The organism is Lactiplantibacillus nangangensis (assembly GCF_005405065.1).
Lineage (GTDB): Bacteria > Bacillota > Bacilli > Lactobacillales > Lactobacillaceae > Lactiplantibacillus > Lactiplantibacillus nangangensis.
The window spans coordinates 322,663-345,272 of record NZ_BJDI01000001.1; the positions used below are offsets into that span (position 1 = coordinate 322,663).

15 protein-coding genes, 1 pseudogene and 1 CRISPR repeat array are annotated in these 22,610 nt (G+C 42.5%); of the genes and pseudogenes, 15 read left to right on the forward strand and 1 reads right to left on the reverse strand.

All coding sequences use genetic code 11. From position 1 onward, the window contains the following. The first annotated feature begins 4 nt into the window (after window positions 1-4). From thiD to FFM70_RS01495, 6 genes are all read left to right on the forward strand, one after another. On the forward strand, window positions 5-829 hold the full coding sequence (gene thiD / locus FFM70_RS01470; protein ID WP_137615083.1) for a bifunctional hydroxymethylpyrimidine kinase/phosphomethylpyrimidine kinase: 825 nt from the start codon (window positions 5-7) through the stop codon (window positions 827-829). Then, entirely contained in the window at window positions 819-1,469 is a 651-nt protein-coding gene (thiE, locus tag FFM70_RS01475) for a thiamine phosphate synthase (RefSeq protein WP_137615084.1), read from the forward strand. The genes thiD and thiE overlap by 11 nt, the downstream gene beginning before the upstream one ends. 464 nt (window positions 1,470-1,933) lie before the next feature. Continuing rightward, window positions 1,934-2,674: a gamma-glutamyl-gamma-aminobutyrate hydrolase family protein gene (locus FFM70_RS01480; protein ID WP_137615085.1), complete on the forward strand. Its 741-nt coding sequence runs from the start codon at window positions 1,934-1,936 to the stop codon at window positions 2,672-2,674. A gap of 12 nt (window positions 2,675-2,686) precedes the next feature. After that, the gene (locus FFM70_RS01485) at window positions 2,687-4,318 is read left to right on the forward strand and encodes a peptide ABC transporter substrate-binding protein (protein WP_137615086.1); all 1,632 of its coding nucleotides are present in this window, start codon (window positions 2,687-2,689) and stop codon (window positions 4,316-4,318) included. Between the two features lie 158 nt (window positions 4,319-4,476). Continuing rightward, on the forward strand, window positions 4,477-5,874 hold the full coding sequence (locus tag FFM70_RS01490) for a flavocytochrome c (RefSeq protein WP_137615087.1): 1,398 nt from the start codon (window positions 4,477-4,479) through the stop codon (window positions 5,872-5,874). A 127-nt stretch (window positions 5,875-6,001) separates the two neighbouring features. Then, window positions 6,002-7,597, forward strand: a complete 1,596-nt coding sequence (locus tag FFM70_RS01495; RefSeq protein ID WP_137615088.1) for an HIRAN domain-containing protein — start codon at window positions 6,002-6,004, stop codon at window positions 7,595-7,597. A gap of 49 nt (window positions 7,598-7,646) precedes the next feature. On the opposite strand, the gene FFM70_RS01500 is transcribed toward FFM70_RS01495, so the two are convergent. Beyond that, entirely contained in the window at window positions 7,647-8,102 is a 456-nt protein-coding gene (locus FFM70_RS01500) for an NUDIX hydrolase (protein ID WP_137615089.1), read from the reverse strand. A 229-nt stretch (window positions 8,103-8,331) separates the two neighbouring features. On the opposite strand from FFM70_RS01500, the gene FFM70_RS01505 reads away from it, so the two are divergent. The 9 genes and pseudogenes from FFM70_RS01505 to FFM70_RS01545 all read left to right on the forward strand — a co-directional run bounded on the left by FFM70_RS01505 (window position 8,332) and on the right by FFM70_RS01545 (window position 22,537). Beyond that, window positions 8,332-9,693: an amino acid permease gene (locus FFM70_RS01505; RefSeq protein WP_137615090.1), complete on the forward strand. Its 1,362-nt coding sequence runs from the start codon at window positions 8,332-8,334 to the stop codon at window positions 9,691-9,693. 95 nt (window positions 9,694-9,788) lie between these two features. After that, the gene (locus FFM70_RS01510) at window positions 9,789-10,451 is read left to right on the forward strand and encodes a hypothetical protein (RefSeq protein ID WP_137615091.1); all 663 of its coding nucleotides are present in this window, start codon (window positions 9,789-9,791) and stop codon (window positions 10,449-10,451) included. Window positions 10,452-10,483: 32 nt separating this feature from the next. Then, window positions 10,484-11,284: an alpha/beta fold hydrolase gene (locus FFM70_RS01515; RefSeq protein ID WP_137615092.1), complete on the forward strand. Its 801-nt coding sequence runs from the start codon at window positions 10,484-10,486 to the stop codon at window positions 11,282-11,284. Between the two features lie 94 nt (window positions 11,285-11,378). Further along, a complete protein-coding gene (locus tag FFM70_RS01520) occupies window positions 11,379-12,173 on the forward strand; it encodes an alpha/beta hydrolase (protein ID WP_137615093.1) in 795 nt (264 codons plus the stop codon). Between the two features lie 285 nt (window positions 12,174-12,458). Beyond that, on the forward strand, window positions 12,459-16,544 hold the full coding sequence (gene cas9 / locus FFM70_RS01525) for a type II CRISPR RNA-guided endonuclease Cas9 (RefSeq protein ID WP_137615094.1): 4,086 nt from the start codon (window positions 12,459-12,461) through the stop codon (window positions 16,542-16,544). A 195-nt stretch (window positions 16,545-16,739) separates the two neighbouring features. Further along, window positions 16,740-17,645 (forward strand): type II CRISPR-associated endonuclease Cas1, encoded by a 906-nt coding sequence (gene cas1 / locus FFM70_RS01530; RefSeq protein WP_137615095.1) that lies wholly within the window; start codon window positions 16,740-16,742, stop codon window positions 17,643-17,645. Continuing rightward, window positions 17,623-17,928 (forward strand): CRISPR-associated endonuclease Cas2, encoded by a 306-nt coding sequence (gene cas2, locus FFM70_RS01535; protein ID WP_137615096.1) that lies wholly within the window; start codon window positions 17,623-17,625, stop codon window positions 17,926-17,928. Before cas1 ends, cas2 begins: the two co-directional genes overlap by 23 nt. Beyond that, window positions 17,925-18,602 carry a type II-A CRISPR-associated protein Csn2 gene (csn2, locus tag FFM70_RS01540; protein WP_137615097.1) on the forward strand — a complete coding sequence of 226 codons (678 nt, stop codon included), beginning with the start codon at window positions 17,925-17,927 and terminating at the stop codon, window positions 18,600-18,602. Before cas2 ends, csn2 begins: the two co-directional genes overlap by 4 nt. A gap of 24 nt (window positions 18,603-18,626) precedes the next feature. Continuing rightward, window positions 18,627-20,972: a CRISPR direct-repeat array (repeat unit 36 nt; unit sequence GTCTTGAATAGCAGTCATATCAATAAGGTTAAGAAC). A gap of 293 nt (window positions 20,973-21,265) precedes the next feature. Continuing rightward, window positions 21,266-22,537 (forward strand): annotated as a pseudogene (locus tag FFM70_RS01545) (ISL3 family transposase). The last annotated feature ends 73 nt before the right edge of the window (window positions 22,538-22,610 follow it).

Below are 22,610 nucleotides of genomic sequence, written 5' to 3' on the forward strand. Positions count from 1 at the left end.
ATTAATGACTGAGTTTCCACAAGTTTTAACAATTGCTGGTACGGATAGCGGTGGTGGCGCTGGAATTATGGCTGATTTAAAAACGATGCAAGCACGGCATGTTTTCGGTACGGCGGTAGTTGTTGCGGTGACTGCACAGAATACGATTGGTGTTCAGGATTTTATGGCCTTGCCAGCGAAACTGATTAATGAACAATTTAGGTCAATTGCGTCAGATTTTACAATTAAAGCGTGCAAGACAGGGATGTTGGCTGATGCAGAACATGTTCATGTGGTGGCCGAAGCCTTGCAAAAATATGACTTTGGGCCACTAACCGTTGATCCAGTGATGATTGCCAAAGGGGGCGCCCCTTTGTTGGCGGATAATGCGATTGAAACTGTTCGTAAAGAGTTGATTCCGCTAGCAACCGTTGTGACACCCAATTTGCCGGAAGCTGAGCGTTTAACTGGCTTAGCAATCAAAGATGCTAACGACATGGTTACTGCTGGGGTGGCGCTTCAAAAGCTGGGCGCAAAAAATGTCATTATCAAGGGTGGTCACGTCACTGATCCACAAGCGGCGGCGGACTTTGTACTTTTAGCAGATGGCAGCTCGTTTTGGTTGTCTGCGCCGAGGACTGAGACAATTCGGACACATGGTACCGGCGATACGTTATCCGCTTGTCTGACGGCTGAATTAGCGAAAGGTGTGCCAATGGCAACTGCGATTCAAACGGCTAAGGCCTATGTGACCGCAGCCATCCAAGCAACGATTCAAGTGGGACATGGTCATGGCCCGTTGAATCATTGGGCGACACCAAGTGATGAGGTAAGCCGTCATGACAATTAAGTTTTCACCAACGCAATTACAAGCTTACTTTGTTTGTGGTTCTCAAGATGTTGCTGAAGGCCAACTCACGACGGTCGTGGCGCAAGCGTTACGTGCTGGAATTACGGCTTTCCAATTTCGGGATAAAGGGGCGAGCCACTTAACAGCAAAAGCGCGATTAGCCGTTGGTCAAAAGCTGCATCAGTTGTGTTCTACGTATCGGGTACCTTTTATTGTCGATGATGATGTTGATTTAGCTATCGCGTTGCATGCAGATGGCATTCATGTTGGCCGAAGTGATCAGCAGATTCAACAAGTGTTGTCGCGAGTGGCGGATCGGCTATTTGTTGGTCTCTCTTGCTCAACACCGGCCGAGGTCGCGCAGGCTAATCAATTGGCACAATTATCGTATGTTGGCAGTGGCCCGGTCTTCCCAACAGGGTCAAAAGCAGATGCTGGTCCAGTAATCGGGTTGGCTGGCTTGGCACAGTTGGTCCAGCTTTCACGACATCCAGTTGTGGCAATTGGTGGCATTACTGAAGACCAATTACCTGAAATTGCGCAGACGGGCGCGAGCGGGTCGGCAGTCATTTCATTGTTAACTCAAAGTACCGATATCGCTGAAACAGTTCAAAAAATGTTGCAAGCGACGACTCATTAATTATTATTGGCTGACTATTTCCCGGGAAATAGTTGCAAGATAGTTACGAATTGGTATGAATAATCAATACCGATAACGAACTGATTTTAAGCCGCAAAGTAACTTTATAGTTGACTTTTAGTTGAATTAAACTTAATCTGTAACTAATCAAATCGCCATTATTTTTTAATTTAAAACTGGTACGTTGAAGAGAAGAGTAAGCCAAAGGATGAAGAGTAGCGACTACTGATAGTGTGAGGGTAGCTTCTTAATTTGGCCGAAGATGAACTTGGAGTGCTGACTAACTTAAAAGCATTAGTCCGTGGGGACGCGTTATCATCTTGGCACATGGTTTCATGTGCCGCTGAGGTGGCTAGTTTGCCATGAACTCGGGGTGGTACCGCGAAACCAATCGTCCCTGTATGCATTTATTGCGTACAGGGACTTTTTCTCGGCAAAAAAAGAAAAGAGAGAGGTTGTTTAAAATGACAAAACCAATTATTGGGGTCGCACCAGGAACTTTAGCCGTGGACAGTCAAATGTTTCCCGGCCGACAAAGAGATTACGTTAATCGTGTTTATTTACAGTCGATTACAGATAATGGGGGGATTCCATTGATGCTGCCGGTCACCACGACATTAGCTACGATTGATCGCTATGTTGGGTTGATCGATGGGCTCTTGCTCTGTGGTGGCCAGGATGTTGATCCATTGAAGTATGGTGAGGAGCCACTGGAAAAATTAGGTGGGATTGATCCGCAACGCGACACGTATGAACTGGCCTTAATCAAGGCCGTGCATGCGGCTCATAAGCCGATCTTTGGTATTTGTCGCGGCTTACAGATTTTAAACGTTTGTTACGGTGGGACGATTTATCAGGATTTGACTTATATGCCGACGGGCCAGGGGACTATCAAGCATTTGCAGGCGCAGTTACCAGCTTATGGGATGCATCATGTCCAAGTGACGCCGTCATCTACCTTGGCTGATTTTCTAGGCGAGACGGCACTAACAGTCAATTCGTTTCATCATCAGACATTACACAAAATTGCACCAGGGTTTAAGGCGGTTGCAACTGCACCCGATGGCGTCATTGAAGCGATTGAAGCCACAAACGGTGGGCTACAATTAGCGGTCCAGTGGCATCCAGAAGAAATGCAAGCAGTTAATCCAGTCATGGCACGGCTGTTTGCTAAATTTATTGCGGTAAGTCATAACGAAGATTGACGGGGATTGTGAATGAAAAAAACAAAAAAGTGGTTAAGCGGCATTGGATTGGTTACTTTAGGGTTAGTTTTAGCGAGCTGTGGGAATCGAGCGAGTTCAAAGCCGAAAACTAATAACAAGACTTTGACGGTCACCGCATCGCAGGCGATTGCGACGGCGGATCCAAATAAAGCTGACGATATCGCGAGTCAAGCGGCGATTGCTCAAGTCATGGAAGGACTCTATACGACCAATCAAAAAGGAAAAATTATTCCAGCGATTGCGACGAAAGTAGTCAAACCAACGAATGGCGGTAAAACGTACACCTTTACCCTACGCCATAATGCCAAGTGGTCGAATGGCAAGCCTGTGACGGCAGCTGATTTTGTCTATTCCTTACAGCGACAAGTTGACCCAACGACGAAGTCTCAAGAAGTTGGGCATGTTGCTGAGATCAAAAATGCGACGGCAATCACGGCTGGAAAAAAGGCCGTCAAGACGTTGGGAGCCAAAGCACTAGGAAAGTATCAGCTCCAGTTGACGTTAACGCAAAAAGTGCCGTATTTTAACTATCGGCTCGCCACAGAAATTTATCCTTTAAACAAAGCGTTTACTGAAAAGTATGGTAATAAATATGGTACTTCGGCGGCTAAAACGTTGTCAAACGGTCCCTACGTGTTAAAAAGTTGGGATGGCACCGGTGATACCTGGAAATACGTCAAGAATCCCAACTATTACGATAAAAATCAGGTTCAACTCAAGACAGTGAAAGTTGAAACGGTCAAGACGAATAGCACGGCGCAAAATTTGTTTGAAAGCAACGCTGTCCAAGTCACTCAAATCACGGGGACCCAAGTCGCTAATGCGCAACAGGGTGCTTTGAAAAAGTCGTTAACTACGACCAAACTTAACCAGCTATACTTCATGCCGTGGAACAATCGGCGACCTATTACGAAGAATGCGGATTTACGGCGCGCCGTGAGCTATGCTTTGAATCGCCAGTCATTGGTTAAGGATGTTTTGAAGGATGGGTCAACCCCGGCGAAGTCACTGGTACCAACGGGTAATACAAAGAATCCAAGTACGGGTCAGGACTTTAATGCGGATACCGGTAATTTATATCCTTATAGTCCAGCCAAGGCGAAAGCGTACTGGCAAAAGGCGCAAGCTAGTTTAGGGAAAAAGACGATTACCTTACAATTGCTGACAAATGATAATGATGTCAACAAGTCGGTCGCCGAGTTCATTCAGGCGGCGATTGAAAAGAACTTGTCGGGGGTAAAAGTTAATGTGAAATCAGTACCTTTAACGAATGAAATTTCCACTTTGAGTAAAGGCGATTTTGATTTTGCCACTTTAGCTTGGTCGAGCGATTTTCAGGACCCAATCGATTTCTTAAATAAGGCTTCGGTCACGAATTCAGTTGATTTTGGGAAATTCAAAGATGCTGATTATGAAAAGCTGATTGCAACGATTACGGCAGGCACCCAAACGAAAGTGGCCCGTTATCAGAGTATGCAGCAAGCGGCAAAACTAGTTGCGGCAAAGCAAGGGGTCACGCCGTTATATCAAACATCGGCAGCACATTTAATTAGTTCTAAAGTTGGTGGCGTGCATTTCACGTTGCTACGTGATGCGTTATACCGGTATGCTTATTGGAAATAATGAGTTCATCAAAGCGACTCTGACCCTGTGTCAGGGCCGTTTTTTGACTTTAGGCTGTTTATTTGAAGAGTGAACCAGTAGAATAGGACTTAGCAAAAATGTTTCACGTGAAACAGTCGATGTGCCACACGGATTTAGTGAAGGGATGGGGGATTTTCATGGCCAAGTTTCAATTTGAAGCAACACCGCTGGATACCTTACAGGATCAATATGATGTGATCATTATCGGGTCTGGTAGTTCTGGCTTAGTGAGTGCCGTACAAGCGCACGAGTTAGGACTAAGACCAGTCATTTTAGAAAAAATGCCCAAAATTGGGGGTAACACGACGCGGGCTTCGTCCGGTATGAATGCCGCGGAGACTTTAGTTCAACTAAAACACCATGTTGTGGATAGTTATGCGGACTTTTATCAGGAAACTTTTGTCGGTGGTGGGAAACAAAATGACCCTGCCATGTTAGACTACTTTGCTTCACACGGGGCCTTAGCTATTGATTGGTTGGCGGCACATGGTATTGACTTAGATGACTTGACGATTACCGGTGGGATGAGTGTTAAACGGACCCATCGGCCAAGCAGCTTAGCACCAATTGGTGGGTTCTTGGTAACACAATTGTTGAAGGTGGTTGCGGCTGAAAAAATTCCGTTATTCACGGAAGTCACGGTCACAGAATTATTGCAAACGGCCGGAACCGTCAATGGCGTCACTATCCAGCTACCAACTGGCTCATCACGTCAGTTACACGCACCAGCAGTTATTTTGGCAACGGGTGGTTTTGGCGCTAATCCAGCACTGATTGCCAAGTATCGCCCAGAATTGAAGGACTACAAGACGACCAATCAGCCAGGCGCAACTGGCGATGGAATTAGCTTGGCTGAGCAGGCTGGGGCTGAATTAGTCGATATGGCGCAGATTCAAGTACATCCCACGGTGCAACAAGATACACCGCACGCCTTTTTAATTGGTGAAGCAGTCCGCGGTGAAGGCGCCATTCTGGTTAACGATGAGGGGCAACGCTTTGTCGACGAATTGACGACTAGAAAGGCCGTTACTGCTGCGATTGATCAGTTACCGACTAAGCATGCTTATTTGATTTTGGATCAAGCAGTTCGCGACCGGGTGCCAGCAATTAATTTTTATGATTCAGTTGGGCTAGTCCAAACCGGTACTACTTTAGCGGCACTCGCGGCCAAATTGCAATTACCAGCTAATGCTTTGACGACGACCGTCGCGACTTGGAACCAAGCGGTGGCTGATCAGAATGATGCTGAATATGGCCGGACGACTGGGATGACGCAAGGCCTAACGACCGGACCGTTTTACGCGATTCATATTGCACCAGCCGTTCATTACACGATGGGTGGCGTCAAAATCAAGCCCACGACTCAGGTGGTTGCCAAGACTGGGCAAGTGATCCCAGGACTTTACGCCGCGGGTGAAATTGCGGGCGGTTTACATGGCAATAATCGCATTGGTGGTAACTCGATTGCGGAAACGGTGGTTTTTGGCCGTCAAGCGGGGCAACAGGTTTTTCGTTATTTATCAAAATTAAACTAAATTTACTCAGCGTTGATTTCAGAAAGCAACTGGAATTGACGCTTTTTTAGAAGACTGCTGATAAGGCTTTCATTGGTTAGCGTTGCTGGGCTATAATTAAACAAAAAGATAAAGGTGGTGGGAGTGAATGACTTTTGCAGTGGGGATGCAAGTTTTGACGCAGGCAGGAATCCGGTATCAGATTCTGGCGGTTATTGATCAAGGTAAGCACTGTTTAGTGAAACAATTAGTGCTGGATGCTGAGATCGAAATTATCGCAACGTCAGAAATTGTTCAGATAGCTGAATTTGAAACGGATAAGACTACTGAGACACAAGACCAAGAATTGGCATGTGTTGCGGTCGTTGGTGAGCACTATGTGACTGATATTCAAACGACCTTGGCTGATTTGGCCGATGGGATGACCGTTTTGTTACAACGCGAAGCCAATAATCAGTATGATGCGCATGCAATCTCAGTTTGGACGTTGTCACATGCGCGTTTAGGCTATTTGTCACGGCATCAAAATGAGCCGTATGCTCAGCTACTGGACCAAGGGGCCGTTTTATATGGTGAAATTTGTCAGCTTGATCAGCAAGCACAAAAATTAAAGGTGCGTTTATATCGGGTTACGGGAGTCGCTGACAACCCGGCTTTGCGGATCCAACAACAGTTGACGCAAAAAGTAACGTCAGGGCCAGCCGCCTTGCCAAAACAGTTATTGATGACACCACTCGGAAATTTAATCGTTAAAAGTAATGGTCAGCCGTTGACCTATCAGTTAACGCCATTGACGCCGTGGTTGACACCCGATGACCGTTTCAACGTGACACAACGTTATTTAGTGACGCCAGATTGGTCGGCGGTCACAGATCAAAGCTTAGTCACTTGTAGCCTAAGTGCGGCCGCAAACGTCGTGGACACGTGGAAAAATCAGACTGAGCAAGCAGTTGTTTTAGCTAACGCTGACAGTTTTTACGTCGTTGGCCTTAGTGCCAGAACGTATCTAGCGGCTAATGATAATTTTATTGCCGATGTCACGGTGCCACAGGCCTTTTACCGAGTTAATCAAGTCTCAGCACATCAAACGGCTAGCTTTGTCGTGAGTTGGGTGCCCTTTGGTGCGTTACAAGTTAAACGGGCGATGCGACTGGCTTTACACTATCCTAAAGCAAATGTTTGGCTGCCATACACTGCACAAACGGCGGAACATCAGCAACTGAGTTTGACTAAGACGGAATTGGCCGCACTCTTAGTTTCGCCACGGCCGAATATCCAAGGTGGGCGAGAACTGGCACCGAGCGTGAGCGATTTAACAATTGCGAAAATTCGCGGCGTGTTAGGCGATAAGACTTACCATGCCTTGTCGAGCTACCAAGATTGTGTGCAGTTAGTGGCTGGAAGTACTGCTGATGTTGATCAAGACTTATTACAAACGGTAATTCATGCGACGATTTATCACGAAATTAGTACCTTACGTTACTTTTCACCAGATCGTGGCATGATTAGCTTACCGGTCTATCCTTGTCAGCTGTTCAGCGAGGCCTTAGGTGAGGATGGTAGTCCTAAAATTGCGTGGCTGGCATTTTACAATTTTGATTGCTTTGAATTACAACAAGTGCCGTTAACTGCGATTTCAAGCATAGCGATTATTGAAAATCCGGAGCATCCACAACGGCTGGCACCCTCGGAAGAGCTGGACTGGCTGACTTTATTTTTAGACAGTTGGAATGATGTAGACTAATCGGTCAAAATAAAAAAGCAGTGGCCTAGCTTTGGTCACTGCTTTTTTATTAGCGTTTGAGGAAAGCTTTGGCTGCAACTAAAGTATCAGCTGTTTGTTGATTGAGTAATGGTGGTAAGTTGTCAAAATCAAAATAGGCTAACTTGATGGTTTCGTCGGTCGCGTGCTGCAACTGTTGGCCACCAATCGCGGTGACTAGGAAAAGCTCAGTGATGGTTTGAACGACGTCACCATTGGGGTAGACTGTTTCACCCTTATCAAAAATACCAATTGGGGCCACAATTTTGACATCAAGGCCGCTATCTTCTTTATATTCACGCACACAGGCTTCGGCATAAGTTTCGCCATATTCGAGATAGCCGCCTGGTAAACTCCAGTTATGAGTGTCGGTTCTAAGATTGAGTAAGACTTCTTGCTGGTCATTGACTAAGATACCGGCTGCTGTATTTAGAATTAAAGGTTTATGGCCGACTAAAGCGCGAATTTCTTTAATATAATTTGCCATGAAAATCGTCCTCACTTTGAGTTATTTCCTATAGTATAACGGTTACAAGTACGAAAGGATATGTTGATAAACTTCTATCTAATAGCTTAAATTGTTGTTAAAACCCTAGTCGGCGTGACTCTATTAGAAAATTATCATTTGCGCCACAGTGAAATTTTAGCTAAGATGGATGTTATAACTTGCGACAACTTGCAAGATGTTCTTTGAATTAATGAAAAGAGAGAAAGCTATGCAGAGAAAATTAAGTACGGGCCAAATGCAGATGATTGCATTAGGTGGCACGATTGGGGTTGGCCTGTTCATGGGGTCCAGCTCGACCATCAAGTGGACCGGACCGTCCGTGTTGATTGCGTACGTGGTTTCAGGGGCCTTTTTATACCTGATCATGCGTGCATTGGGCGAAATGCTGTATGTGGATCCGAATACAGGGTCATTTGCGAAATTTGCGTCGGAGTACATACATCCTGTTTTCGGCTATTTAACGGCTTGGAGTAATATTTTTCAATTCGTGGTCGTCGGGATGAGTGAAATGATTGCCTTGGGCGGGTATTGCCGCTATTGGTGGCCTAATCTACCGGATTGGATTCCGGGATTGATTGCAATTGTCTTTCTAGCGGTTGCCAACCTGATTTCAGTGAAGATGTTTGGGACGCTTGAGACCTGGTTCTCATTGATTAAAGTCGTTACCATTGTCTTGATGATCATTGCTGGGTTGGGTCTGATTCTATTTGGCTTTGGGAATCATGGTCAGCCGATTGGGATTAGCAATTTGTGGTCACATGGTGGTTTCTTCACCGGTGGCGTGAAAGGCTTCGTATTTGCGTTATCCATCGTTTTGGCGTCATATCAAGGGATCGAGTTGATTGGGGTCACAGCCGGTGAAGCCGAGAATCCGCAGAGCACGTTGGTCAAAGCGATTCGATCGACCGTTGCTCGAATTTTGATCTTTTACGTGGGTGCAATCTTTGTGATTGTCAGCATTTACCCTTGGGATCAGCTCAGTCAAATTGGCTCACCATTTGTACAAACCTTTGCCAAGATTGGGATCACGGCGGCGGCTTCGATCATTAACTTTGTTGTGATCACGGCGTCATTGTCCGGGACTAATTCTGGTATTTACAGTGCGAGTCGGATGACGTATACGTTAGCTGAAAACAAACAGTTACCGCATCGAATGACGTTGCTGAATCGTCATGGGGTGCCATTTTATGCCGTTATCTCAATTTCGGCCGGAATCTTAATTGGCGTTGTGTTAAACGTGATTTTACCGATGTTCTTTAAAGATGCCAGTGAGATTTTCGTCATGGTCTACAGTTCCAGTGTCTTGCCTGGGATGGTCCCATGGGTCGTGATTTTGATTAGCCAGATTGAGTTCCGGAAACAAAATGCGGCCAAGATGGTCAATCATCCTTTCAAGATGCCGCTGTCACCATATTCCAACTACTTAACGCTTGCCTTTTTGGCGTTGACGTTAGTTTTCATGTTTATCAATCCAGAAACGCGATATTCGATTCTCGTCGGGGTCGTCTTTTTAGCGATTATGACCATGATTTATTTTCACAAGTATCGTCAAGCGAAAACGGACGATTAAATGATGCACTCATCAGTTAACTGGTGGGTGTTTTTTCTTTCGCGTTTTTCTGCGGTAAAATGGGTTATAACTTTATTTGAAACGGAGGGCTCTAAATGGTTAAGCAAGGGCATTATGCCAAATCAAGTCGGCGGCAACGTGTGCGGCAACTTAAACAACGTCATCAAGTTCAGGCAGATCGTATCATTGAACCGACCGCAGTTACTGAGTTTTTGCTAGTACGCTACCATCTCACCCGTGGTAAACAGCAACGGCCAGTGGTTCGTAAAACGATGCAGCAATTTTTGACACAGTGGTTAGCACTCGCAACGCCAACGTCCAATTGGTCTGTGACCGAGATCACGACGAAAACGTTGCAACAGTTTAATTTACAGTTACCGTGGCAAGGCTATGCCATTGTGGATCAAGCGTGGGCAGATCTTCAGGCCTTCTTGGCGAAAGAGGTGCCAGCGGTCCCGCTACAACAACGATTGCGTCTAGTCGAACCCTTATCGACTGAACAGTGGCAACAGTTACTTAGCCAACAATTAGCGGTTAATGCGTTATTAGGCTTATTTGGTCAAAATAAGCAACAGCTTTCACAACTAACGACCGCCCAAATTAGTCAGTTACAAACGAGTATTCAGACGGCGACTGGTTTGGATTGGGTGAAAGTAGCTAGTTTATTGGCGCCGACCAGTGACAGTATCGCAGTTACGGCGCAGAATCAAACTTGGTTTGCGCAGCTCAACAAACTAGATCCGGATGATTTTGACTAACTAGTCAACTATATAAAAGAGGGGGCGTTGAAATGCGATTGCTTACTTCTGATGGGGTGACGTTGGCTTATTCAGATCATGGCAACGGCCAACCAATCATCTTATTGGCCGGATTTGGCGTGCCTAAGGAAATCTGGCGGGCTCAAGTTCCAGTACTGGTGGCTGCCGGTTACCGGGTCATCAGTTTAGACAGTCGGGGTCAAGGGCACTCGGAACGCACGATCAAAGGCCAGTCATTGAAGCGTCGCGCGACGGATGTCCATGAATTGATTCAATTACTGGCCTTGAAACGGCCGGTGTTGGTCGGACACTCACTAGGTGCGGGAACCTGTTTTGCGTATCTGGCGCAATTTGGGGAACAAAATGTGCAGGCTGTGGTCGATGTTGATCAACCACCACAAGCGCTCAACAGTTGTCGCTGGCGATATGGCTTAAAGCCATTACAGTGGTCAGCCCTGCCTAAATACGTACAACGACCGTGGGGCATGGCTCGATTTAAGCCGACGGATCAGGATACCGCAGCATTGGTGACTGCCATCGAAACTGAGTGTCCGTTTCACCAGTGGCAAATGGCGCCATCGTTGCTTAGCCATTTGACGAAAAATTGGCGGCCAACTGTTGCCAAACTACAGTGCCCACTATTACTCATTGCTGGCGGGCAGTCACCTTTATTCAGGCCAGCGTTTGCGGCAGCCACTGCTAGGTTGGCCGCCAATGGTCAGGCGGTCGTCATACCGGCTGCTGGTCATTTAGTTATGGCAGAGCAGTCAGTTGCTTTCAACCGAGTTTTACTGGCTTTTTTGACGCGATTATCAGCGAAAAATAGCCTTTAGTTGTATTTGTTAACTAAATATGACATAATTTATTCGAATATATTTATAGAAAGAGTTAGGCAATTAAGTAGTATAAAATATAGGGGGCAAGCTCATGTCTATTCACAGTAATAATTTCTATTCGAATATTTTACGGCGATCGGTGACGGTTCAAGTGATTTTACCAGAACCGTTAGATCCAGCTGGAAACGTGGCAGCCGACTTCAGTAGTGGGCATCAATTATTGCCAGTGATTTGGTTATTGCATGGTTTAGGGGGCGATGCAACAACTTGGATTCGACAGACCGCCATTGAAACGTTGGCGACCCAATACCGAGTGGCAGTCGTCATGCCACAAACTGAACGCGGCTTTTATAACGATATCTCTAAGGGGCCGCATTATTGGACATTTATGACCCAGGAGCTACCAGAACGGCTTCGATTTATATTTCCATTGAGTGACGATCCTGCTCAAAATTTTGTGGCGGGTAATTCGATGGGGGGCTACGGTGCGCTACGCTGGGCTTTGACAATGCCTAACCATTTTGCGGCGGTGGCAGCCCTGTCACCGGTGACTGATTTAACCCGTTTTCGGACAGATCAAGCGGCACTAATGCCGGACTTTGATGGGGTCTTTGAACCGGCTCATTTGACTGATTCACCAGTTAGTTTAGACTATCTTCTAGATAAATTACCGGCTAAGAAGCCATCACTGCGAGTCCTAATGACTACCGGTAGTGAGGACATGTTACGTGACATGGATGTTGCGTTCAAACCACGGTTAGCCGAAAAGTTTGGAGATCAATTCAGTTGGCATGAATTGCCAGGACGGCATGATTGGCCATTATGGAATCAACAGTTACCGCAAGTCATGCACTGGCTGATGCGGGGAACATTTAAAGCAATCTAAAAAATTCGGAATCTCATGATGATGGGGTTCCGAATTTTTGTTTCACGTGAAACATTTTGACCTATTTCTAGTAAATTTAGTATTGGGTCGCTACAACCCTCGTAGTTTTCCTATAAATGAATGTTCGTGTTATTGCTAAGTTAAGATGGTTAAGTTATCGTCCGAACGTTAGCGCTTACATATACCTTTATTACTGCGTTTCTGTGTTGCAAGTTGCTAACTAAATGCGAGATAATGATAGCATGTAATTGTTATCATTCATATTAACACTCAGGAGGATTTTAAATGGTAGAGAAATATGGTGTCGGCTTAGATATCGGGAGTAATTCTATTGGTTGGACTGTGGTAGATAGTAATGGACACTTGATTCGAGTTAAAGGAAAAATGGCAATTGGTGCCCGTTTATTTAAGGAAGGGAAAGCAGCTGCTGAGCGTCGTGGATTTCGAACGACTCGACGTCGATTGAGCCGAGTCAAGTGGCGCTTACGACTATTACGTGAGATATTCGATGAGCCGATCAGTAAAATTGATCCTAATTTTTTTGCACGTCGAAAGTATTCAGCAATTTCACCACGCGATGCACAGTATGACGGCTCTGCTAAAACACTGTTTAATGATCGATCGGATAAAGAATTTTACATAAAATATCCGACAATCTATCATTTGCGGCAAGCCTTGATGACTGAGAAACGGCAATTTGACATTCGTGAGATTTATTTAGCAATTCATCATATCGTTAAATATCGTGGTAACTTTTTGCGTTCGGGGGACGCTGCAAGTTATCGTACCGTACCCTTAGATCTGAATACTACTTTTAGTCGGATAACGACACTACTGGCTGAAATTGATACAGAGTTAGATTTACAATTAACGACTAATGTAGCGCAACTTACGAAAATAAAGGCTATTTTATTGCGTTCAGACTTATCGCGCAGTGATCGGCAGAAACAAATTTTACCCTTGATTTATACCACAACAGCTGAAACTACTGATCAGAAAAAGCAGCAAAAATCGGTTGCGACTGAGTTAGCCAAAGCCCTTGTCGGAAACAAAGCTAAGGTCAATATTTTCACAATGACGGCAATTGATCCTGCGGTAAAGAGTGATTGGTTATTTGAAATGGGTAGCCTACAGGATGTGCTACCAGCAATCGAGTCAAATCTGGAAGGGGCAGCTATGGACTTGTTAAATGCGGTTGCTGAGCTATATGCCGCAATTAATTTGGCGCAGCTAATTCCAGAAGGTCAAACATTCTCACAAAGTATGATTACCAAATATAATCAGCATCGACATGATTTACAGTTGCTAAAGGACTATGTAGCAAGTCAATCAGATCGCTCACGAGGGCGTGAAATTCGTGCGACTTATGATCACTATATCGATGGTGAAAAACACAAGCAGGTGACGCAAGAAGATTTTTATAAAAGATTAGGTAAGTTTACTAAGGACGATGTTTCTACTAATAAATTGGCCGTGGAGATCGAAGCTGAAATGGCTGATGAAACATACATGCCTAAATTACGAACAAAACAAAACGGGTCAATTCCTTATCAAGTGCAACAAAATGAGTTGGATCGGATTATTGATAATCAGAAGTGTTATTATCCGTGGTTAGCTGAAAAGAACCCGGTTAAGAAACGGCAAGGTAAGTTTCCATACAAATTGGACGAATTAGTTGGTTTTCGAGTTCCCTACTATGTTGGTCCGCTGATTACAGCGGATGAGCAACGTGAAACTTCAGGCGCAAAGTTTGCTTGGATGGTTCGTAAAGCTGATGGGGCGATTACACCGTGGAATTTTGATGAGAAAGTCGATCGAGAAGAATCAGCTACAAAATTTATTCAACGGATGCAAACGACTGATACGTATCTGGTTGGAGAAGAAGTTTTACCACAACAAAGTTTGTTATATCAACGATTTTCAGTTTTGAATGAGTTGAACAATATTAAGATTGACGATCAACCGATTAAGTTAAAACAAAAGCAGCGGTTATTTGAACAAGTCTTTAAAAATAAAAAGACGGTCAGCGTTAAGGATATTCAACAAAATCTAATTGCAGCTGGCGAATATCCAACCGCACCAAGAATTACTGGGTTGTCTGATCCTAAAAAAGTTAATAGCTCGTTATCAACTTATGTAGATTATCAAAAAATTATCCCGGTTGCTTTAACTGACGCCGGCAAGCGTGATGATATTGAAAAAATTATCTTATGGTCAACGATATTTGAAGATGCTGAAATCTTTAATGCAAAGTTAAAAACGATTTCGTGGTTGGATGAGACGCAACGGAAACAGTTAAGTCGAATTCGGTACCGCGGTTGGGGTCAACTGTCAAAGAAATTGTTGACTGGTTTCAAAGATGGTAATGGACGATCGATTATTGATGCATTATGGGAAACCAATGATAATTTCATGGCGTTGCAGAGTCGCGAAGAAGTTGCTGAACAAATTAAAGCAGCCAACACGCATGACTTAAATTCAGCAGATATGCAAGATATGATTAATGAACTCTATACGTCACCACAAAATAAAAAGGCTATTCGAGAAGTGATGCTAGTTCTAGCAGATATCAAGGAAGCACAGCATGGTCAAGAACCAAGTTGGGTCTTTATTGAAGCAGCTCGTGGAGGTGGCCAACAAGGACGTCGTACGCAATCGCGGGCCAATCAAATTCAGGCAATTTATCAAGATGCCGCGAAAGAAATTGTTGATTCACAAGTCAAAAAGGAACTACAGGCGAAGATGAAGGCTAAGGCCGTATTCAACGATCGGCTAGTCTTATACTTTATGCAAAATGGTCGCGATATTTATACAGGCGAATCAATTAACATTGACCGGCTTTCAGAATATGATATTGATCATATTTTGCCGCAATCGCTAATCAAAGATGATTCATTAGATAATCGAGTTCTAACTAATGCAGTTGAAAATCGTGAAAAAAACGATATATTTGCGATGGAAAAATTCGGTGATAAGATGGCTTGGCAATGGCGAGAATGGCATAAAATGGGCTTGATTTCTAGTCGAAAGTTGCGTCATTTAACGATGCGGTCATCAGATATTGATAAGTATGCTGTAGGTTTTGTTAATCGTCAATTGGTTGAGACACGTCAAGTCATTAAGTTAATTACAAGTTTAATTGATACTGAATATCCCGAAACGTCAATTGTTTCTGTTAAGGCTAATTTAACACATCAATTTAGAGTAACCTTTGACTTTCCAAAATTGCGTGAGGTGAATAATTATCATCATGCGTTTGATGCTTATTTGACGGCCTTTATAGGCACCTATTTGTTAAAACGCTATCCGAAATTAGAACGTTTCTTTGTTTATGGTAAATTCGCAAAAGCACCGATTGAGTTGAAACACTTTAACGTGATTCGGGCTCTGGCGAAGGCTGAACAGCCAATTATAGTTCCTGAAACTGGAGAAGTTATCTGGAATAAAGCCACTGATTTGGCGATGTTTGAGAAGATTTATAACTTCAAGCGAATCTTAGTTACTCGTGAAGTTTTTGAAAATCGTGGGGCACTTTTCAACCAGACACTTTACGGTGCTAGTGACAATAGCGGTAAATTGATTCCTAAAAAAGACGGTTTTGAGACGGATGTTTATGGGGGCTATTCTGGGAAAACATTAGCATATCTTTCTATTGTAAAAGTAGCTACTAAGACCGGTTTTGAGTATCAAGTTATCGGTGTACCAACTATCATGGTAACTAAAATTGAAAGAATGGTGGCCTCTGGGTTGTCTGAGAAGGCCGCTCTGAAACAGTTGATACCTGAGTGTAAAAAGCTTGATAAAAAGAAATGGTCATTCAAGGAGGATGAGTATGAAGTCGTATTACCTAAAGTTCGCTTTGAACAGCCGGTGAGAGATAACGTAAAGGGTCAAGTACATCGTTTCTTGTTAGGTACGGATACTTATTACCATAATGCACAAGAATTATACTTACCGCTGAAAACACAGCGTAAGTTTATCAATAAAAAGGTAGATGAAAGTGTACGTGATACTAATTTAAATGATGTTTTCGAAGCTACTTTAAATCAGATTAATTCCTATTTTAGTTTGTATGATATTAATCAGTTTAGGGATAAGGTAACAGCTGGTCGAGAGACTTTCCTAAGCTTAGAAGCTGATAATACGACGGATGGTGCAAAAACGATATTGGGTAAGAGCGGCGTATTACAAAATATATTTGTTGGATTACATGCCAATGCCACATTCGGTGATTTGGCTGTGTTAGGCATTAAAACTCCCTTTGGCAAATTACAGGTTCCAGGTGGGTTGAAATTAACGGATTCCACGGAGGTTATTTATCAGTCCCCAACAGGATTATTTGAACGAAAAGTTGCACTAAAAGAGTTGTAGGATAAAAAAAGATGTCACCGCAATTGCGGTGACATCGTCATACATATGTAATGGGCCGAATACGACCTCAAAAGATGAAACTTGGCATAAAAGCCTTGTTTGATCTTGACGCTAGCAGTCATATCAATAAGGTTAAAAATTGATACAAGTGCAGTTTAGCATGTAAATTCAGAAAAAACAAGGGGGCTTTAAATAATGGGATGGCGAAATATAGTTGTGACACGACATGCCAAAGTATCTTATTCGATGAATAGATTAATTATTCAAACCGATCAAGACAAATACACCGTACCGGTCGGTGATTTGCAGTTGTTGATGTTGGAGACGACCCAAGCCGTGATCACGACAGCGGCAATATGTGCGTTAGCCGAAGAACAAGTCAAAGTTATCTTTACAGATCATCAAGGAAATCCTGTTTCGGAAACAGTTGATTATTATCCAACACGCCGAACAGCAGACTTGGTCAGACGACAAATAGATTGGTCCGAGAGTCGTATTGCTAATTTATGGACGAAAAATATCGGTAGCAAGATTCAGAATCAAATTCAAGTAATAGATTTTAGTGAGCTTGATTCAAGCCCATTAGTGGATGAACTTGATAAGTTAGAGCTAAACGATTCAACCAATCGGGAAGCGGTTGTTGCTAATAAGTATTTTACAATCCTCTTTGGCTCTGAATTCTATCGCCGTGATTTTAGTCCAATAAATGCAGCCCTTAATTATGGCTATGCAGTGCTACTATCGTTAGTAAACAGAGCAATTGTTGCAAATGGTTATTTAACCTGTATTGGCATTCATCATGAAAATAATGAGAACGAGTTTAACCTTGGTTCGGACTTGATGGAACCATTTCGTCCAATCATTGATCAATGGGTAAGTCAGCAACGGTTTAATGAATTCACTGGGAACATCAAGATTGGCTTGGTATCGTTATTGAGTGTTGAGCTAAAATTTAATGGGCGACAACAGCTTTTAAGCAATGCAATTAAGGAGCATGTTGCAAATTGCCTACATTTTTTAAGTGAAGAAACGGATCAGATTCAAATTGAGGTGGAGATTCCTAATGAGGTATCGAGTCATGCGATTAATGGTCATGTTTGATGTGCCAGTTGATACATCGGAAGAGCGGCGTGCTTATCGGAAATTTCGAAAGGCACTCATCAAAGAAGGTTTCTTAATGATGCAGTACTCAGTCTATGTTCGCATTTGTCCGAATAAGCAAACGGCAGGTTTTGTAGAAAAACGAATTAAGCCCTTAGCGCCACCTGGTGGAAAAGTTCAAACAATGACCGTGACGGAAAAACAATATCAGGCAATGCATTACATTGTTGGTGAACCTAGCGGGGATATCCTGAATTCAGCCGAAAGGACTATCGTCATATGAATATTACCTATTATCCTTTTAAGCCGTTTAAGATTGAGTCAAACAAAGTAAATGTTCTTGATATTGGTAATAGCAAGATGTATTTTGACATTTGCCGAGGCTTTTCAGAATCAGCAGATACGATTAAAATTAGTAATGATGATTTTGAAATTCAAGATTGTGGCAAACAGTGTAGCTGGTACGGTGATTTAATGCTTTCGGTTGATCTGAATAAACTTTTTTTACGCAAAATTCAGCAGCGATTAATGGTGCTTATGAGTGATGAGCAGCAAGTGGCGCTGTTGGATCGTAGTCGAGAAGTTGTGTCTGAAGTAACAGGTGCCAGTTTTTTAATGGATTTACCATTAGAAGTCAGTTCATTACCTGATCTTGAGAAAATCATGAAGTTTGTTGGACTCAGTTTTCCAGCTGAATTAGTGGGTGATCCATATGCTATACTTGAAACGTTAGCTCAGACACAAGTAGAGTTAGGTATTAAAAAGCAGTTAGTTTTAACGAATATTAGTCACTATCTTAGTAATAAGCAATTTAGCGATTTGAATCATCTGGTCAGTGATTTAAACGCGACTGTTATTGACATTGAATTCTCAGAAATCGGACGGGCAGAAAAGTTTGTAGATGCTTGTTATTATTATGTTGATGAGGATTTTGTGGATTGGCGTAATATAGATTAGTTAAAACCTTATGTGAAAATGACGGTCTTGAATAGCAGTCATATCAATAAGGTTAAGAACACAATCGCAATGGATAATGTGGTTGAGTTAGTCTTGAATAGCAGTCATATCAATAAGGTTAAGAACGACGCTTGCCCTGTTCGGGCAGAACTCTCCGTCTTGAATAGCAGTCATATCAATAAGGTTAAGAACCACTATATCAACTTGCGAATGCAACCACCAGTCTTGAATAGCAGTCATATCAATAAGGTTAAGAACCCTGAAATCTGGCCGAGATAAACATGAGTGGTCTTGAATAGCAGTCATATCAATAAGGTTAAGAACTTGTGATTGCTTTTGTTCTTTTGTTCCGAAGTCTTGAATAGCAGTCATATCAATAAGGTTAAGAACATCTGATGACTAACACAAATAAACCGCTACGTCTTGAATAGCAGTCATATCAATAAGGTTAAGAACTGGCGAAAGTGTCCGCGGCGTGGTTGACGGGTCTTGAATAGCAGTCATATCAATAAGGTTAAGAACCTACGGCGACGTCGGTTGCAAATAAAGCAAGTCTTGAATAGCAGTCATATCAATAAGGTTAAGAACTTTATCACACAGAATTGATATTCCTCGTTAGTCTTGAATAGCAGTCATATCAATAAGGTTAAGAACGGGCTACTACTACTTTGGACGATGTAGTTCGTCTTGAATAGCAGTCATATCAATAAGGTTAAGAACGCACCGTTTCGCATGATTTAAGCGCCATTTGTCTTGAATAGCAGTCATATCAATAAGGTTAAGAACAATGTGGGTGACCAGAGCCTTGAATATTAAGTCTTGAATAGCAGTCATATCAATAAGGTTAAGAACTTCCCACCATATAGAATGGGAAGTCCGGCTGTCTTGAATAGCAGTCATATCAATAAGGTTAAGAACCACTGCGGATGCCGTTGCTGGGCTACTAAAGTCTTGAATAGCAGTCATATCAATAAGGTCAAGAACGTTGTGACCGCTGACACGGCAACCGCCGCTGTCTTGAATAGCAGTCATATCAATAAGGTTAAGAACCACTTTTTAAAGACTATTTTTGGGATTGGTGTCTTGAATAGCAGTCATATCAATAAGGTTAAGAACGTGACGACCGTGCCAAGTGACTTTGCGATTGTCTTGAATAGCAGTCATATCAATAAGGTTAAGAACATGCATTGACTGGCAAAATCGAAAAGCTGAGTCTTGAATAGCAGTCATATCAATAAGGTTAAGAACAGAATGATTTACGAAAGGCCGCTGATGACTGTCTTGAATAGCAGTCATATCAATAAGGTTAAGAACCGATGATGACCGGTCGTGATTTAAATACCGGTCTTGAATAGCAGTCATATCAATAAGGTTAAGAACTTTTATTGACCGAATCTACCTTAACGCCAAGTCTTGAATAGCAGTCATATCAATAAGGTTAAGAACAAAAACTGCGGCTGTCACTAGTCACAATGGGTCTTGAATAGCAGTCATATCAATAAGGTTAAGAACACTAGTACCGTTAATTTCAATTTGACCCGCGTCTTGAATAGCAGTCATATCAATAAGGTTAAGAACAAAAATTAGTGTTAGAAGCATTAAGCGTCAGTCTTGAATAGCAGTCATATCAATAAGGTTAAGAACGGATGGGTTCAGACCACCGAATATGGTTTTGTCTTGAATAGCAGTCATATCAATAAGGTTAAGAACAAACAGCACATACATGTTTCAAATCAATATGTCTTGAATAGCAGTCATATCAATAAGGTTAAGAACCAGAACGACACGACAGTACGAGGATCTGTGGTCTTGAATAGCAGTCATATCAATAAGGTTAAGAACGACGTTATTGGGTTTAAATCAATCTTAATGGTCTTGAATAGCAGTCATATCAATAAGGTTAAGAACTTTACAAGTCTTCTGGGACGTCAAAACCTGGTCTTGAATAGCAGTCATATCAATAAGGTTAAGAACTCGTCATTAGCGTATGCCGCCTTGATGGATGTCTTGAATAGCAGTCATATCAATAAGGTTAAGAACTAAATGGACTATGTCGTAGATGACAAGTTAGTCTTGAATAGCAGTCATATCAATAAGGTTAAGAACGGCTGACAGTTCACGCGTCGATACCATCAGGTCTTGAATAGCAGTCATATCAATAAGGTTAAGAACTTTATCGCCATTTTCATCTGTATCTTTGTCGTCTTGAATAGCAGTCATATCAATAAGGTTAAGAACATGTCGAAAAGGCAAGTCGTGATGCCTATCGTCTTGAATAGCAGTCATATCAATAAGGTTAAGAACTAAATTTCGTGCTGTAATCAATGACATATTGTCTTGAATAGCAGTCATATCAATAAGGTTAAGAACAGTGTCACACTACCGGCAGGTGCTGTGGCTGTCTTGAATAGCAGTCATGTTTAAAGGCCAAATATTAAAAACAAGTCCACATAAAATCCCCATTGAGACCCGCAGTAATTGCGGTTCTAAAATATCTGTTGTTGGTAATCAAGACAAATCTTGATTACTGGCAACAGGTATTTTTTATGCTCTTTCAAGTGTTATATAGTGTAAACTAAAATGAGTGCAAAAAAATAGACATAGTCACAAGGCTTTTGTCTATCCACTACCACATTTCAAGAAGAAAGAAAGCGACTATATCCATGGATAATGATACTAGAGTATTGCTCGGAATTGAAGACCAAAACATCAAAAAGATTCATATTATCAAAGAAAAGCATCAAATCATCGCCGAGGCGGTTTTGGACTATCGTCCAAAAGCTTGCCCAAAGTGTGGTATTAAAAATGATCATAAAATCATTAAATACGGTTGGCGCTCGACCAACGTAAAACTTCCACGTATCAGTGAGCAAGACGTGATCTTACACTTGAAAAAGCGTTATTTTAAATGTCGGGAATGTACAAGTTATTTTCTAGCTCAAACGCTATTAACCACAAAGAATCATACAATTTCACGTAATACTCAATTCTCTTGTCTTGAAAAACTCACTGAAGCAGTCTCAATGCGTCACATTGCCAATGAATTAAGTATTTCATCTACAACGATTCTTCGTTTCTTGCACTCATATGAACGAGATATCAAAACTCATTACGACTGGTTGCCAGCGGTAATGAATATGGACGAAATCAAGTCAACTAAGGATGCCAAAGGAGCCATGAGTTTTGTATTCATGGATGGAATGAAGAAAGAATTTATTGATATCCTCGAATCTCGTACAATTCGTGATTTAACTAAGTATTTCAACCGTTATAGCAAAGCCAGTCGTGACCGAGTTCAAATTATCGTCACTGACATGAACTACACTTATCCCAAACTGGTAGAAGAAGTCTTCCCAAATGCGATTGTCGTAACGGATCGCTTCCACGTCGTGAATAATGTTGTTGTAGGTTTCAATCAAACTCGTATCCGGGTGATGAAACAGTTTGCCCATTCTAGTCAAGAGTACAAAGCATTGAAGCGATACTGGAAACTCCTTTTAAAACCCAATGGTGAATTAGACTTTATTAATTATCGCAAGTTCACGTATGTTTCTGACCAGACTACTGAAAATAATTTGGTCGAAACCCTATTGGATTTCGATAAAGAGCTTAATCACGCTTATGAAGCATTACAGGCAATTATGAGTGCAGTAAGGCTACGCGATGAGGGTTGACTATTGAATGTTCTTAACCCAGAGCAAGCATATCCAGAAGAAATGGAAAAACACCTAGCTTCTCTCAGGGATAATCAGGAATCTATTGAGAACGCCTTAAAATATAACTATTCGAATGGACCGCTTGAAGGAACCAATAACAAACTCAAGGTGCTTAAACGAGTTGCATATGGTTTTAGAAGCTTCGTAAACTTCAGATTACGAATTCGCTTGATGTTTAGTGTGCAAAAAGTGCCTAGCCATAAGGCGGCTAGGCACTAAAAGATAACTGATTACCAACAACAGTTGACAAAGAACCGTAATTGCGTTCTCAATGGGGCTTGTTAAACTAATT

Bases quoted from the DNA above. Each gene is read 5' to 3' on its own strand.
- FFM70_RS01485 (WP_137615086.1), top strand. From the start codon at position 2,687: ATGAAAAAAACAAAAAAGTGGTTAAGCGGCATTGGATTGGTTACTTTA.
- cas2 (WP_137615096.1), top strand. From the start codon at position 17,623: ATGCGATTAATGGTCATGTTTGATGTGCCAGTTGATACATCGGAAGAG.
- cas1 (WP_137615095.1), top strand. From the start codon at position 16,740: ATGGGATGGCGAAATATAGTTGTGACACGACATGCCAAAGTATCTTAT.
- csn2 (WP_137615097.1), top strand. From the start codon at position 17,925: ATGAATATTACCTATTATCCTTTTAAGCCGTTTAAGATTGAGTCAAAC.
- FFM70_RS01520 (WP_137615093.1), top strand. From the start codon at position 11,379: ATGTCTATTCACAGTAATAATTTCTATTCGAATATTTTACGGCGATCG.
- thiE (WP_137615084.1), top strand. From the start codon at position 819: ATGACAATTAAGTTTTCACCAACGCAATTACAAGCTTACTTTGTTTGT.
- FFM70_RS01515 (WP_137615092.1), top strand. From the start codon at position 10,484: ATGCGATTGCTTACTTCTGATGGGGTGACGTTGGCTTATTCAGATCAT.
- FFM70_RS01490 (WP_137615087.1), top strand. From the start codon at position 4,477: ATGGCCAAGTTTCAATTTGAAGCAACACCGCTGGATACCTTACAGGAT.
- FFM70_RS01480 (WP_137615085.1), top strand. From the start codon at position 1,934: ATGACAAAACCAATTATTGGGGTCGCACCAGGAACTTTAGCCGTGGAC.
- FFM70_RS01510 (WP_137615091.1), top strand. From the start codon at position 9,789: ATGGTTAAGCAAGGGCATTATGCCAAATCAAGTCGGCGGCAACGTGTG.
- thiD (WP_137615083.1), top strand. From the start codon at position 5: ATGACTGAGTTTCCACAAGTTTTAACAATTGCTGGTACGGATAGCGGT.
- FFM70_RS01500 (WP_137615089.1), bottom strand. From the start codon at position 8,102: ATGGCAAATTATATTAAAGAAATTCGCGCTTTAGTCGGCCATAAACCT.
- FFM70_RS01495 (WP_137615088.1), top strand. From the start codon at position 6,002: ATGACTTTTGCAGTGGGGATGCAAGTTTTGACGCAGGCAGGAATCCGG.
- FFM70_RS01505 (WP_137615090.1), top strand. From the start codon at position 8,332: ATGCAGAGAAAATTAAGTACGGGCCAAATGCAGATGATTGCATTAGGT.
- cas9 (WP_137615094.1), top strand. From the start codon at position 12,459: ATGGTAGAGAAATATGGTGTCGGCTTAGATATCGGGAGTAATTCTATT.